Origin of the sequence: Roseomonas aeriglobus, assembly GCA_016937575.1 — a bacterium.
GTDB classification, from domain to species: Bacteria; Pseudomonadota; Alphaproteobacteria; order Sphingomonadales; family Sphingomonadaceae; genus Sphingomonas; species Sphingomonas aerigloba.
In genome coordinates this window covers 2,821,653-2,835,046 of record JAFHKN010000002.1, presented here as the reverse complement: position 1 = coordinate 2,835,046, position 13,394 = coordinate 2,821,653, and the positions used below count along the sequence as shown (strand labels likewise).

The window sequence follows — 13,394 nt, the reverse complement described above, 5'->3', positions numbered from 1 at the left end:
CGTCTCGGTCATGGCGCTACCCGAGGCGATCGACGCCCTGCGCGCCGGGCTTCGCGAAGAGGCTGCTGGCCGCGCGAGCAACATGGTGAAGACCCACGCCACCTGGGCGAACGGCTCTACGCTGCACGCGATCGGCGCTGTGTTCGAAGGCTGGAACATTGTCGGCGCGAAGACCTGGGCCCATACGGCGGGAGGTGCGATGCCCCTGTTGATGTTGCTCGACGCGGGCACCGGAGCGATCGTCGCGCTGATCGAGGCGTTTGCGCTCGGTCAGATGCGCACGGGCGGGATCAGCGGCGTGGGCACCGACGTGATGGCCCGGCCCGACGCATCGCGCTTGGCGATAATCGGTGCCGGCAAGCAAAGCATCACTCAGGTCGCCGCAGTCGCGGCAGTGCGGCGGCTCGACCGTGTGACGGTGTGGAGCCCGACGGCGGCCAATCGCGAGGCGCTTGCCGCCAGGATCGAGCAGAGGCTAGGTATCGAGGCGATCGCCACCCAGGCGCTCGACGAGGCGCTGGACGCCTCGGACATCGTCACTCTGGTGACGCGAGCGCGCGCGCCGGTCATTACGCGGGGCATGCTGGCGCGCGGCGTGCACTTGAACGCTGTCGGTGCGATCACGCCCGAGCGGGTGGAGTTCGAGCCCTCCCTGCTTGAACGCGCGACCATCGTCGGCGCGGACTCCGTTCCCCAAGTGCGCAAGCTCAGCCAGGAATTCATGACCGCGTTCGGTGACGACGAAAGGCAGTGGGCGCGGCTTCATCCGCTGTCCGCGCTGGTCGCGCACGACAGCGCGCGGCCGGCCGATACCGATCTGACCGTCTTCAAGGCGATGGGCATGGGCATTTCCGATCTCGCGCTCGGCATCGAGATTTTCCGACGCTCGCGTGAGGCCGGGCTCGGCCGCCCCATTCCCACGGCCATCCGCCACGCGCCGCGCCTGACGCTGGACCAATAGAAGGATTTTCGCATGAGCAGCAGCGTATTCGTCGATGCCACCGGCTCGATTCCGGAAAAGGACGCACCCTGGGAGCCGATCGTCATCTCCAAGGCGGAGATCGATGCCGAGATCTCGCGCCTCGCCGCGCTTCCGCAACCGGCCAATGGCCGCCGCCGATCCTATTTCCGTCATCCGATGAATCGCCGTTCCAACGGCCTTGCACCTGGCATCGAAGTCGCACTCGACGTCCTGCTGCCGGGTGAGGAGACGGCGACCTTCCGGCAGAATTCAACGCAGGTGAATTTCGTCATCCGCGGTGAGGGCGAGACCGAGATCAGCGGTCAGCGCCGTGTTACCGCGCTCCACGACGTATGGAACACGCCGTCGATGCGGATCTATCGTCACAAGAATAACAGCGAACAAGTTTATGCGCGGCTCACTTATTCCAACGGCGCGCTGCTCGACATGCTCAACATTCATGTCGTCGAGGAAAACCCCCTGCCGATGTTGAAGTCCATCGACCGCGAGGAAGGTGGCGAGGGCGAGGCCGAGGACAATCGCCGCACCAGCCCATATGGCACTTTCCAGCTCACCGAGGAAGGCGCCTGGCTGATGCCATATGAGCGGCTGATCAATCCACCTTCGGTCACCAGCCCCGCGCTATATTGGCCTTGGGAGCAGGTGAAGGAGCATCTCGACAAGCTTGAGGCGCTCGGCAAGGACTATATCGGCCGCCGCTTGTACCTGCTCTACAATCCGATGACTGGGCGCACCAACGGCACGACGCCGAACTTTTTCGCGACGATGACCGTGCGTCCGCCCAAGATCGTCGATCGCCCGCACCGCCATTCGTCCGCGGCAGTGAACTATTATTTCTCCGGTTCGGGCCGCTCGACCGTCGAGGGCAAGACCTATGAGTGGAAGGCCGGCGATCTGATGCTTTCCGCGCCCGGCTGGTCGGTCCATAACCATGCCAGCTACGACGAGCCGGTATATGAGCTGACCATTCAGGATCAGCCGCTCAACATCGCGATGGAATCGCTGCTGTGGCAGGAAAGTCTGAAGGAGCCGCCGGCGCTGCTGGGGGCTGAGGAGGGCTTTGCCACCAATCGCGCCACGGTGGCGGGCTGATGGCGCAGACGCGCCGCATCGACGATTTCGGCGGCGTCACGCTCGACGATGCGGCGATCGCCGATGCGGCCAACGCTCTGGCGGCGGCCGAGCGCGACCGAAGCCAGATCCGCCTGCTCAGCGAGACCTATCCGGGGATGACGATGGACGACGCCTATGCCGTTCAGGCGGCGTGGGTGCGGATGAAGCGTGCGGCGGGTGATCCGGCGATCGGCTGGAAGATCGGGCTTACCTCAAAGGCAATGCAGGCCGCGCTGTCGATCGACATACCCGATTCGGGCGTGCTGCTGCGCAGCATGGCTTTTGCCAACGGTGCCGATATTCCGGCCGGGCGCTTCATCCAACCGCGGGTCGAGGCCGAGATCGCCTTTGTGATGAAGGAGACGATCGACCCAGCCCGCGCGTCGCCCGAAGCCATCCTCGCCGCGACCGATTATATCGCACCCGCGCTGGAGATTCTGGATACGCGCATTACCCGGCTAGATCCGCACAACGGTCGGCCGCGCACCATATGCGACACGATCGCGGACAACGCAGCCAACGGCGGCATCGTAATGGGAGAGCCGGTCCGCGATCTCACCGGCATCGATCTGCGTTTCGTTGGCGCCGTGGTGTCGCGCAATGGCGAGGTCGAAGAGACCGGCCTTGGCGCCGGCGTGCTCGGCGATCCCCTGACTTCGCTCACCTGGCTGGTGGAGCGGTTGGCGACCCGTGGCGATTGCATCGAGGCGGGCCAGATCGTGCTGTCGGGGTCGTTCATCCGTCCCGTTGAGGCTCCGCCGGGTAGCCGCTTCCTGGGGGATTTCGGCGGCTTCGGCAGCGTTTCCTGCCGATTCCTATGAGACCGGCGCAGGATCGGGAGGTCATGCACAATTCCTTCAAGCAGGCGATCGGCGAAGGTCGCGCGCAGATCGGCCTCTGGCAGGCTCTGGCTTCCTCATATTGCTGTGAGATCTGTGCCGGTGCCGGCTTCGACTGGTTGCTGATCGACGGCGAACACGCACCGAACGACCTGCGATCGGTGCTGGCGCAGTTGCAGGCGGCGGCCGCCTATCCGGTCGAGCCGGTAGTACGCCTGCCAGCCGGCGACGCCGTCTTGGTCAAGCAATATCTCGATCTCGGTGCGCGGACGCTGCTGGTGCCGATGATCGAGAACGCTGGTGCCGCGGCGGCGATGGTTCGTGCCACCCGTTATCCTCCCAACGGCATTCGCGGCGTGGGCTCCGCGATCGGGCGCGCTAGCCGCTGGAACCGACATGACAATTATCTGCAGGTGGCCGCGGCCGAAATCTGCCTGCTCGTCCAGGTTGAGAGCCGCGCGGCGCTCGCCGATATCGACGCGATCGCGCGTGTCGAGGGCGTCGACGGCGTCTTCATCGGTCCGTCGGATCTCGCCGCCGATCTCGGCCATCTCGGGGATCCGATGCATCCCGAGGTGCAGGCGATGATCGAAGCAGGCATCGCCGCCGTGCGCACTGTCGGCAAGCCGGTGGGCATGCTGATCGCCAACGAACAGGCGGCGCGTCGCTATTTCGCGCTCGGCGCCAGCTTCGTCGCGGTCGGCACCGATGTCACGTTGCTCGCGCGGGGGGCGGAGGCGCTGGCCGCACGCTTCCGCGAGACGCCCGCGCAGGCCGCGAGCACGTGCCCTCCCAGCGTCTATTGAAAGTCAGGAAGCCGATCGACATGCGGACCGAGGCAATCTCGATCAATCCCGCCACCGGCGAGGAAATCGCGCGTCACCCCGCGCTCGACGGGCCTTCGCTGGAGAGAGTGGTGGCAGCGGCAGACGCGGCCTTCGCCGATTGGCGGACCACCAGCGTCGATCGGCGCGCGCAGGCCTTTCGCCGCCTGGCTGATATGCTGGAGGCGCGGCGCGAGTCTCTCGCCCGGCTGATCACGCTCGAAATGGGCAAGCCGATAACCGCTGCGGGCGCAGAGATCGAAAAATGCGCGCGGCTAGCGCGCTGGTACGCCGACAACTTGTCAAGGTTACTCGCCGACGAGACGCCCGACGTCGGAGGCGATGGCACGGCGATCACCAGCTATCTCCCGCTCGGCGTGGTGCTGGGCGTGATGCCCTGGAATTTCCCGATCTGGCAGGTGCTGCGCGCCGCCGTGCCGATCATGTGCGCAGGCAACGGCTTTCTGCTCAAGCACGCTGACAATGTTCAGGGCAGCGCCCGTGCGCTCGACGAATGTTTCCGAGCGGCTGCCTTTCCCGAGGGCCTGTTCGGCGTTGTCCACGCCGATCGCGCTATGGTCACCGGCCTCCTCGCCAACCCGCGCATCGTCGGCGTCACCGTCACCGCGGGTGTCGCAGCGGGCGCTTCGCTGGCTGCGGAGGCCGGGCGCCACATCAAGAAGTCTCTGCTCGAACTGGGCGGATCCGATCCTTTCATCGTCCTCGCCGATGCCGATCTCGACCTCGCCGTCGCCGCGGCTGTGAAAGCGCGGTTCGACAATTGCGGGCAGGTTTGCATCGCGGCGAAGCGGATCATCGTCGCCGCCCCGATCATGGAAGCGTTCGTCACCAGGTTCGTCGAGGCGGTGCGCGGGATCCGGTGCGGCGATCCCCTGGATCCCGACACGCAGATGGGCCCGATGGCGCGAGTGGGCGCCCGTTCCGATCTGCACGGCCAGGTGAGCCGCAGCGTGGCAATGGGTGCGCGGCGGCTGCTCGGCGGCGAGATCCCGGAAGGGCCGGGCGCCTATTACCCGCCCACCGTCCTTGTCGATGTGACCCGCGACATGCCTGTCTGCTGCGAAGAGACGTTCGGACCCGTCGCCGCGATCATCGCCGCCAAAGATGCCGAGGACGCCGTACGCATTGCCAACGACAGCGATTTTGGCCTGTCGGCGTCGTTGTGGACTGCGGATATCGAAACCGCTGACCGGCTGGCGCGGCGGATCGAGACCGGCGCGGTCTTCGTGAACGGCATGTCAGCGTCGGACCCGCGAGTGCCGATTGGCGGCGTGAAGCACAGCGGCTACGGCCGCGAACTCTCGCATTTCGGGTTGCGCGAGTTCTGCAACATACAGCTGCGCTGGGTACGGCCGTGAGGTACGAGGTCGATCATATCGACGCGTTGGTCGTCGCCGTCGAACGCTTGGCGGATGGGATCTGCTCCTGGGAGTTTCGCAGCGCCGATGGCCGGGCGCTGCCGCCGTTCACCGCCGGCGCGCATATCGACCTGCACCTTGGCAACGGAGTGTCGCGCAGCTATTCGCTTTGTAATTCGCAAGACGATCGCGACCGCTACGTCGTCGCGATCAACCGCGATCCCGCCAGTCGCGGGGGGTCGAAACTGATCCACGGCACGCTGAAGCCGGGCGATCGCATCGCCATCTCCGCGCCGCGCAACCACTTTCCGTTGGTCGAGGATGCCGGGCATGTCGCGTTCTTCGCCGGCGGTATCGGCATCACGCCGATCTTCTGCATGATTCAAAGGCTCGAAAGCCTCGGACGGTCGTGGGAACTTTGGTATAGCTGCCGCGAACGGAGCAAATGCGCGTTTCGTGAGCGGCTGGAGGCGCTCGAATCGGCGCGGTCAGGGCGCGTCCACTTCAATTTCGACCAAGAACCGGGCGGCCGGATGCTCGACCTTGCACAAGTCATAACGAGCACCCCCCAGCACGCGCATCTTTATTGTTGCGGACCCAATCCAATGTTGCGGGCGTTTGAAATCGCCGCGGCGGAGGTCGGACGCCCGGGCAACCACGTCCATGTCGAATATTTCGCCGCGAAGGAGGCAGCAGCTCTGGCAGGCGGCTATAATGTGGTGTGCGTCAGGTCGGGTGTCGAATTCAGGGTCGAGCAGGGCCAGCGTATTCTCGACGCCATGCTCGCCGCGAATATCGACATCGCCTATTCATGCAGCGAAGGTATCTGTGGAACCTGCGAATGCAGGGTGCTGGAAGGCATTCCCGATCATCGCGATTCCGTGCTGACGCCCGACGAGCAAGCAGCCAACGATCGCATGATGGTGTGCTGCTCGGGCTCGCAATCCGCTCGGCTGGTCTTGGATATCTAGACTGCGGACTCATTGCGGACCGCATTGGTGGGCTAGACAGCTGCGTTCGAACCTCTTGCGCAATCGTGAATAGCGACCGGGTCGCCATCTGATCCACGAACAAACGTTGCCCCTCGACCGCTTTAGATTGAACTGCATTACTTCCACTGGCCGGGTTTGGGTCGCGTTGCAGTCGGCGCGCGGAGGATCGTGCGGGCGGCAGGTTTCGACAGAGGCAACCTTCGAACGCTTAATCATCAAACGGCGCATATTGGTCGCGAAGCGGCCGACCGAAGATATTGATTGGCAGTGGCAGCTACAGTGCGTCGGTCGACCGAAAGCTGCCAGTCGGCAACCGGCCCAAATTAAGTCGTTACGCCGCGCCGCACGACAGGCGCTGAACGTCGGGTTCCAACAAGAGCCGACGCTTAAACTGCGGCATCGGAACGACGGGTTTGTCCCAAATCTCGCCGTTTAACACCGGGAGCCGCCTGAGCCTCGAACCCGCTCCAAAACATAAATAAATGGCGGAAGTTGGGGAGCGGAGATGGCGGTCTGAACGACCGGGATTGGGTCTTTGCGGCTTGGCAGCCTGCTGAACGAAGGTCCGCTTTGCTCCGGCACTGCCCGATACCCGCCAGTCTGCTGACGGCCCAATTCCTGACATCGGGGACCGCAGTTCTGGCGCTATTCTAATGCGGCTAGTCCCTGCCAAACCCGTCCAGTACACCGTCGCGATCCATCGCGGCAGAGGGCCGTGCGCTGTCCGCCATGCGGTCGGCCGAGCGCACAAACTCCCGCTGCATGATGCGCTCGTCGGTGCGGTCGGCGAACTGCTTGACGACGTCGTCGAGCGCGAGCCGGACGGCGTGCTCGAACTCGGCATGACCGGACCACAGGTCGAGCGCGTCGAGGATGCGTGTCGACATCTCGGCGCGGTCGTTGAACAGCATCTTGGTCAGCGCATCGTGGTTCTCCGGATCGACCTCGGCGAGCTCGTCGGCGACGTCCTTATCGGACACATGCGCGCTGCAGATCCGCATAAGCGTCCACGCCGGACCCATCGCAAAGACCGGTCCGATAATTCTGGCCAAATGCTCGCTCACCACCCATTGCACGATGGCGTTGTCCATGGCCTGTGCGGTGACCAGCGCACGCTCCTCAATGTCCAGTTCGCGCTGTGCCTGTTCGAGCTTGGCTCGCGCCTTGTCGCGGCGGTCGCGCTGCGTCTCGATGCGGTCGCTGGCGCGGTCCATGATGCGCCCCGAGGCGTGCCTGTCGGACCCCGCGCGGCCGAGCCGGGCGGGCGCGTACGGCTCCTCCCCACCGGCCATCCAGCGCAGCCAGAGCTTTGGGTTGATGTGACGCGGCGCGACCGCCGCGACCAGCTTGCGCAGCTCGGTATCGCGGCTGGCCTCGCGGCGCAGTCCGAGCAGGCTAGCGGCGTCCGGCGCGACGTCGCCGCGAGCGTCGAGCGCCAGCGCGATGATGTCCTGAAGCACCTTGCCGGCCGCATCGATCTCGATGGTTTCGCCACCGCCGGCTGCCCGGTCTTCCGACCCCGTTGACCCCTTTGTCACCGCGTCCATCTCCTCTGTGTTTCGGGCTGGCCGAACCTGAACCGGCAGGCCCGCAACCGGCGATCGGCCTCCGCCGGGAAGCGCTCCGGTGGGCGCGCTAGCCGACGAGAAAGGCAGTGTTCTACAAAACTCTGGCATAGTATGTAGCATGCGCCTGCCGAGGCAGCCAGCTATGTCCGAGTTTTCCCAATCCCCGTCGGATTGGCCCCAAGGGGTGTGCCAAAGATTGAACTTTGGCATACCGTTCTGAAAAGGCGCAATACCGTAAAGTTGGGGAGCCCCCGAACTTTACTATTTCGCGCTCGCGTCTCGGCTGACGCTCGGGCGCGAGGGGGCGTCGGCGCAGAGCGCCGACGGGTCCTCCACCATGGCTGTGGCATGGCTCCGGAAGGCAGGACCGCGCTCGGGTAAGTGCCCTCGAGTCGCCGGATGCGACACAGTCGCTGAGCAGGGAAGGGCAGGGTCGAGCCTGCCCAGAAAAGGAAAGGCTCATGGGCGGCAGGTCGTCGCCCATTCTCGAGCCTGAAAGACTTTGATGATCGTCGATCCCATGACCGCGGCATGCCTGCGATACCTGTCCGCGCCGCTGGCCGGTGCCGCACCGATTCCGCTCATTCACCGCTTGCCCCTGTCGGGTGTGCGCTATGCCAATCCGCCGCTGGTAATGCTTGCCGCCCCGCACACGATGCGGCTCGAGAGCGGCCAGCTGACCACGCTCGCCGCGCATCACAACGCTGAGGTTGCGTTGGTCACCTGGCGCCGTGACGGCGGTGTCTGCGTGGATGTCGCAATGCGGATCGTCAACGGTTTCCGGACGCTGCGCGGCTTGGCGCCGCTGCAGTTCGGCAACACGCTCTGGCTGCGGTCCGACGACAACCATGTTTGGCTCTCGCTCGGTGCTCGTGGCCTGCGCTTGGCCAAGCGTCTGCCGACCGCCGATGCCATTGCAGTCGCGGCCGCCACGGAACAGGCCCGGACCACCATCGCGGGCTTCGCCGATGGTGCCGGACAGGTCCGGGAGCTTCGCTCGTGAGCCTCGACTATAGCCCGGCGTCGGGTCCGGTCGGCGAAGGTATCGACCTCAGCCACGGCATCATCCGTAGCGAGCATGCCGGCCGCGCCAACACGGTTGAGCGCGCGATCGTGCGGCGGCTGTCGCCGCACCGCTCTGGCGTAATCGATGCCTATGACCACGAGGTGCTGTTGCCCGACCATGCCCCGACGTCGCTTCGCAAGCTGGTGGCGCTGGTGCGGACTTACGAAGCGCAACATCTGCCGCGGCAGCAGGACCTGCTGAGCATCACCACGGTGCGGTTCAACCGCGGCCTGACCCATCATTCCGCATGGGAGCTGGCAAGGTGTTTCGCACGCGGCAGCTTCAACGCGCGAAACCTCGCGGTAGTGATGGTGCACCATGTGCCGGCCTTGGCCGCGCGCAAGCATAAGCCGCATGTGCACCTCCTCGCTCCGGTGCGCGAACTGCACCAGGAGTTCGGCCCGTTCGTGATGCTCGACAAGGCCACGCTAGCTGCCGAATGGCGCGAGATCGTCGCGCCTGGGCGGGGGTAGGGACCGGTGGCCCGGCCGGCTGGCCGGGCCACGCCCTCAAGGCCGGAGGGTGAGTGGAAAGAGGTGGGTGTCCCCGATGACGGGGATGAAAAAGGAACCTGCCAAATGACCGATATCACTGCTGCCGCCACCGACCATATGCGCCGTCACGTCACCGCGGTCACCCGCATGATCCTAGGCAAGACGATCATGGGTCGCGGGCTGGCGATGACCGCAGGCGAGGTGCTGAATGACGCCGGCGTGCTGCGCATTGCCGAGCTCGCGCATGCCAGCGGCAACGACCTCATCCATCTCGACTTCTCATTGGATCGCGAGATACCGGTGCTGCGAGATATCATCATCGCCGCACCGCGTGCTGACGGGTGCCATGTGCATCGCGGATGCCGGCTCGCGCAGCGCCCGGACGACAGGTTTGCGGTGCTCCTGCCGAACCCGCTGGCGCGGGGACACTTCAGGGTCGCGCGTGACGAGATTATTCATGTCCACACCAAGCCTGCCGCGCTGGTCGGTGAAGGCGTTGCCTATGCCGCGCGCCGGCTCGCGCGGTTGGTGTGCGATGACGTCGACGTCCGCGGCCAGATCGTCGTCACCAAGCTGCCGCAGTGAGGCCTGGCCATGACCGCCCTCATCGAGCAGCTCCACATCGCCTCGCCCGTCGTCCGCGCAATGCTCGGGCTGCTGCCGCATCTCACTCCGCCTGTCGTACTCGAACCGGCGCCCAATTCGCCGTTGCCGCGCGGCTGCCTGCACCTGCCGTCAATGCGGCTCGTCGTGACCGGTGCGGCAGGGCCAGTCGTGCCCGCGCTTGGCGCGGCGGAGGCAGTCGCGCGCGCGATGGATGCCGACGTGCTGGTCGTCAGCATCCGCCCTAATCATGCGACCCGGGCAATGCGCTATGACGTGTTGTTCGTTGAGCAGGACCGCACAGAACACGTGTCCGACCTGCTGTTCTGGACCTTGCCGGACCGGATGCCGGCACTGGTCCCGATGGCACGCGGCGCGCCCGCCGCGATCATCGGCAAGACCACGCTGATCCCGAGCGATGCAATGCCGTTTCGCGACGCTACCGAACGCGCAACTGGGGTTGCGCGCGGGGTGTCCGAACAGCGCTTGGCGCTGTGGGGCGAGAAGTAGGTAGTCACGCCTATTTCGAAGGGGAGATGGTGCCCAAAACGGCAAAGGCCTCAGCGCTTTCGTTTTTCAACGATCTTGCGGAGCTCTTTCGCGACGGCGTTGACCTCGGCCTGGTTGAACGAGCCGAGCGCATAGGCGTCAATGTGATGATTCTTGTAGAGCATATCGAGGAAGAACTTCGCGCCTTCATATACCTTGCCGTCGGCGATCCGTCGCCAGTCCTCGGCTGCCATCCGGCGCTGACCGTGCATGAGCAGCGCCAGTTCGATTTCGTCGAGACGTAGGCCGAGGACGATCGGCGACATTTCCTTGCTGAGCTTGGTGAGCCGTTCAAGCTTCTCAATGATCCGACGTTTGAGATTGCGCACCTTGACCGTCGGTGAGGTGGTCGTTCCGTTGAGCGAGCGCGCGCGAATTCCGGCATGCTGATCAGCCTCGGTCATGGCGATGCGAAGCTTGCGCTCCTCGGCCTCTATCTCCTCAAGATGCCGATCGTATTCTTTCTGGAAGAAATCCGAATAGCTGGGCACGTTGTATTCTTCGTCGTCCATCACTTTACCTCCCTATTGTGGTTGGCGATGGCGGCCCTTACGACTCTCGCTGTCGTTGTTCCTCTAAGCGAAATGCGGGTTCGACAGCGGTCAAATCCTGTCCCCGCAACCAACATATTCAGCAACCAAACCGTCCCGAGAATTCCCGGGGCTGTTTTTGTGCCTGTTTTCGTCATTTGTCCGCTTCCCAGCGCCCCCACCGGCGTCGCAGCCGCTTGGGGCAACACCTATCGGCACGCGTACACCGCCACGCTCTCGATACGCCGCGACAGACCATCCGCAGGTCCGCTACGGCTTATGCCCTTATCCGGCGTCTCGGCCGGACAAGGGGCATCCTCGTTGGCTGCAACGAACGAGTGTCTTTGGGATAAGGCAGGCTCGCCCCGACACCCGGACGTCGGTCATATTTCTGCCCCGCGGCATCGGATCGGACGCAGCTAACGCGCGAAATTGTTCCTTGGTGGACAACCTTGGCCGAGCGCTAGACGAGCACGAAAGCAAGCGACATTGTCCTGCAATTCAGGTTCGATGGTGCAGTGGGGCGGCAGGTATGCGGTCAATTCGGGTAGAGGATGTTGATTCGAACGAATGGGGCCGAGCCGTGGTGCTGGAGCAGCGCTTTGCGCCGATGATTGAGCGACTTGAGCTTCTGGCTGCGGACAGCCCGCGCACTCATGGCTTCCGTGTGCTGGCAGCGGGAATGCTCGGCTATGTCGTGCTTGCTGCCATCCTGGTCCTGTTCTTCGGCCTTATTCTCGGGATCATCGTGTTTCTGGCGGCGCATCCCGGCGCAGCGGCCGGCGGGATCAAGTTGTTGATCCCCATCGGTACCGTTGCGTTGAGTTTGATCCTGGCGCTGCGTGTCGAATGGCCACGGCCGGACGGCATCGCAATTGATGGAACGGAGGCGCCGCGCTTGCACCAATCCATCCACGCCTTGCGGTCCGCGACCGAGGGGCCTCGCATCCACGAAGTCCGTATCACCGGCGAAATGAACGCGGCGATTACGCAATATCCTCGGTTCTTGTTTCTGCCATCCCGCAACATTCTCTTCCTCGGTTTACCCTTGCTTCAGGCTCTGGCGCCTGAAGAAGTCGAGGCCGTCATTGCGCATGAAATAGGCCATTTCGCTGGCGCTCATGGTCGGACAGCATCTTTCATCTACCATATCCGTATGCGGTGGTCCCAGTTAGGTGAGCGGCTTTCCCGCGGCATCGTGGCTGGCGGGCTGCGGCGCTTTTTCCGCTGGTACGGCCCTTGGTTTGCTGCCTACAGCTTCGTGCTCGCGCGTCGGCAAGAGTATGAGGCGGATGCGCTTGCTGCAAGGATCGTTGGGGCTGCCAGCATGGGCAACGCCTTGATCAGGATCGCGTATCAAAGCGCGCGCTGGCAAGAAGGCTGGTCATTAATCTGGACGCAGGCAGTGGAGCGGCCCGACCCGCCCTCGTCGCCGTATCGGCTGCTTGGTGAGATCGTGTTCACTCCACCGGATGAGACTGCCTCCGATGTGCTGGCACGAGCTCTTACCCGGCAACGAGATCTCGACGATACGCATCCGTCTCTGTCCCAGCGGCTTTCCGCACTGAATGTGGTGCCGCAGTTGCCGCCGCCATTTGCGGAATCCGCCGCCGCCGTGCTGCTCGGCCCGGCTTTGCCTGTTGTCACCGATCGACTTGACGCTGAATGGCACGACAGCGCCGACGAAAGCTGGACCGAAGAATTTGATGGCCGTCAGAGCTTGGGGGCGGAACGGCAGGCGCTGGAGGACCATGCCGGGGGCGAGGGACTCGATTATGAAGGACAGCACCGGCTCGCACAGTTGGTGGAAGTAATCGATGGTCCTCAACAGGGCGCCGATGCCTTTGCTACAATCCTGGAAAGATTTCCCGACGCACATGGCTCGCGCTTCCGACATGGTGACGCGTTGCTCGATTCAGGCAACGAAGCAGGTGTTGCATCCTTGCTCGAGGCGGCACGCGGCGAGCCTGGATTATTGACCGCGGCACTCGAACGCATCGTTCGCTACGGGTACGCTACGGGACGGGAACAGCTTATTGAGACATTCGAGCCCCAGCTAGATGCGGCTATTGCAGCCGAACAGGAGGTGCGGCGGATATCCTCGACCATTGAGGAGTCTACCGCACTTCGTGCACTCGAAGCCGAGAAGCAGGATGAGTTAATCCGATTGACGGCCGGTATCGCTGGTGTGAAGTGGCTTCTCGCAAGCGTGCGTGACTTGGCAAACGGGCAGCAGATCGTCTTCGTTTTCGCGACTCAGCGTAACGTTACCGGCACCGAGGTGCTGGACGCCCTTCTCGATGCCATGCTGCCCGCTGGTGATCTAATCGGCATTCAGCATTGCAATAAGCGGCGTTGGCTGACGAAGCGTTTGAAGCAATTTACGACTGGCGTGATCCGAGCATAAGAATTCAATCGTCCCCAGTCCGATTCAATCGGAGGCCCAAACGCACCC

The 13,394-nt window shown here is 64.0% G+C and carries 13 protein-coding genes; 11 read left to right on the top strand and 2 right to left on the bottom strand.

Features of this window, described 5'->3' with window-relative positions; translation table 11 throughout:
- Window positions 1–10: 10 nt before the first annotated feature.
- From JW805_14005 to JW805_13980, 6 genes are read left to right on the top strand one after another with little or no spacing between them, the layout of a single operon-like run.
- Entirely contained in the window at window positions 11–961 is a 951-nt protein-coding gene (locus JW805_14005) for an ornithine cyclodeaminase family protein (GenBank protein ID MBN2973135.1), read from the top strand.
- 12 nt (window positions 962–973) lie between these two features.
- On the top strand, window positions 974–2,074 hold the full coding sequence (locus tag JW805_14000) for an AraC family ligand binding domain-containing protein (GenBank protein ID MBN2973134.1): 1,101 nt from the start codon (window positions 974–976) through the stop codon (window positions 2,072–2,074).
- A gap of 56 nt (window positions 2,075–2,130) precedes the next feature.
- Complete coding sequence (locus tag JW805_13995; GenBank protein ID MBN2973133.1) at window positions 2,131–2,916, top strand: 2-oxo-hepta-3-ene-1,7-dioic acid hydratase; 786 nt, start codon at window positions 2,131–2,133, stop codon at window positions 2,914–2,916.
- 23 nt (window positions 2,917–2,939) lie between these two features.
- Window positions 2,940–3,740 carry a 4-hydroxy-2-oxoheptanedioate aldolase gene (gene hpaI / locus JW805_13990; protein ID MBN2973132.1) on the top strand — a complete coding sequence of 267 codons (801 nt, stop codon included), beginning with the start codon at window positions 2,940–2,942 and terminating at the stop codon, window positions 3,738–3,740.
- A 20-nt stretch (window positions 3,741–3,760) separates the two neighbouring features.
- The gene (locus JW805_13985) at window positions 3,761–5,137 is read left to right on the top strand and encodes an NAD-dependent succinate-semialdehyde dehydrogenase (protein MBN2973131.1); all 1,377 of its coding nucleotides are present in this window, start codon (window positions 3,761–3,763) and stop codon (window positions 5,135–5,137) included.
- Window positions 5,134–6,108: an oxidoreductase gene (locus tag JW805_13980; GenBank protein ID MBN2973130.1), complete on the top strand. Its 975-nt coding sequence runs from the start codon at window positions 5,134–5,136 to the stop codon at window positions 6,106–6,108. The genes JW805_13985 and JW805_13980 overlap by 4 nt, the downstream gene beginning before the upstream one ends.
- A gap of 680 nt (window positions 6,109–6,788) precedes the next feature.
- Here JW805_13980 and JW805_13975 read toward each other — a convergent pair.
- Window positions 6,789–7,676 (bottom strand): hypothetical protein, encoded by an 888-nt coding sequence (locus JW805_13975; GenBank protein ID MBN2973129.1) that lies wholly within the window; start codon window positions 7,674–7,676, stop codon window positions 6,789–6,791.
- 526 nt (window positions 7,677–8,202) lie between these two features.
- Here JW805_13975 and JW805_13970 point away from each other — a divergent pair.
- From JW805_13970 to JW805_13955, 4 genes are all read left to right on the top strand, one after another.
- Entirely contained in the window at window positions 8,203–8,700 is a 498-nt protein-coding gene (locus JW805_13970; GenBank protein ID MBN2973128.1) for a hypothetical protein, read from the top strand.
- Window positions 8,697–9,236 (top strand): hypothetical protein, encoded by a 540-nt coding sequence (locus tag JW805_13965; GenBank protein ID MBN2973127.1) that lies wholly within the window; start codon window positions 8,697–8,699, stop codon window positions 9,234–9,236. Before JW805_13970 ends, JW805_13965 begins: the two co-directional genes overlap by 4 nt.
- 105 nt (window positions 9,237–9,341) lie before the next feature.
- Window positions 9,342–9,842: a hypothetical protein gene (locus tag JW805_13960; GenBank protein ID MBN2973126.1), complete on the top strand. Its 501-nt coding sequence runs from the start codon at window positions 9,342–9,344 to the stop codon at window positions 9,840–9,842.
- 9 nt (window positions 9,843–9,851) lie between these two features.
- Window positions 9,852–10,370: a hypothetical protein gene (locus tag JW805_13955; GenBank protein ID MBN2973125.1), complete on the top strand. Its 519-nt coding sequence runs from the start codon at window positions 9,852–9,854 to the stop codon at window positions 10,368–10,370.
- A 50-nt stretch (window positions 10,371–10,420) separates the two neighbouring features.
- On the opposite strand, the gene JW805_13950 is transcribed toward JW805_13955, so the two are convergent.
- Window positions 10,421–10,924 carry a hypothetical protein gene (locus tag JW805_13950; protein MBN2973124.1) on the bottom strand — a complete coding sequence of 168 codons (504 nt, stop codon included), beginning with the start codon at window positions 10,922–10,924 and terminating at the stop codon, window positions 10,421–10,423.
- Window positions 10,925–11,522: 598 nt separating this feature from the next.
- Here JW805_13950 and JW805_13945 point away from each other — a divergent pair.
- Window positions 11,523–13,346, top strand: coding sequence for a M48 family metallopeptidase (locus JW805_13945; protein MBN2973123.1), 1,824 nt, complete (start codon window positions 11,523–11,525; stop codon window positions 13,344–13,346).
- Window positions 13,347–13,394: the final 48 nt, after the last annotated feature.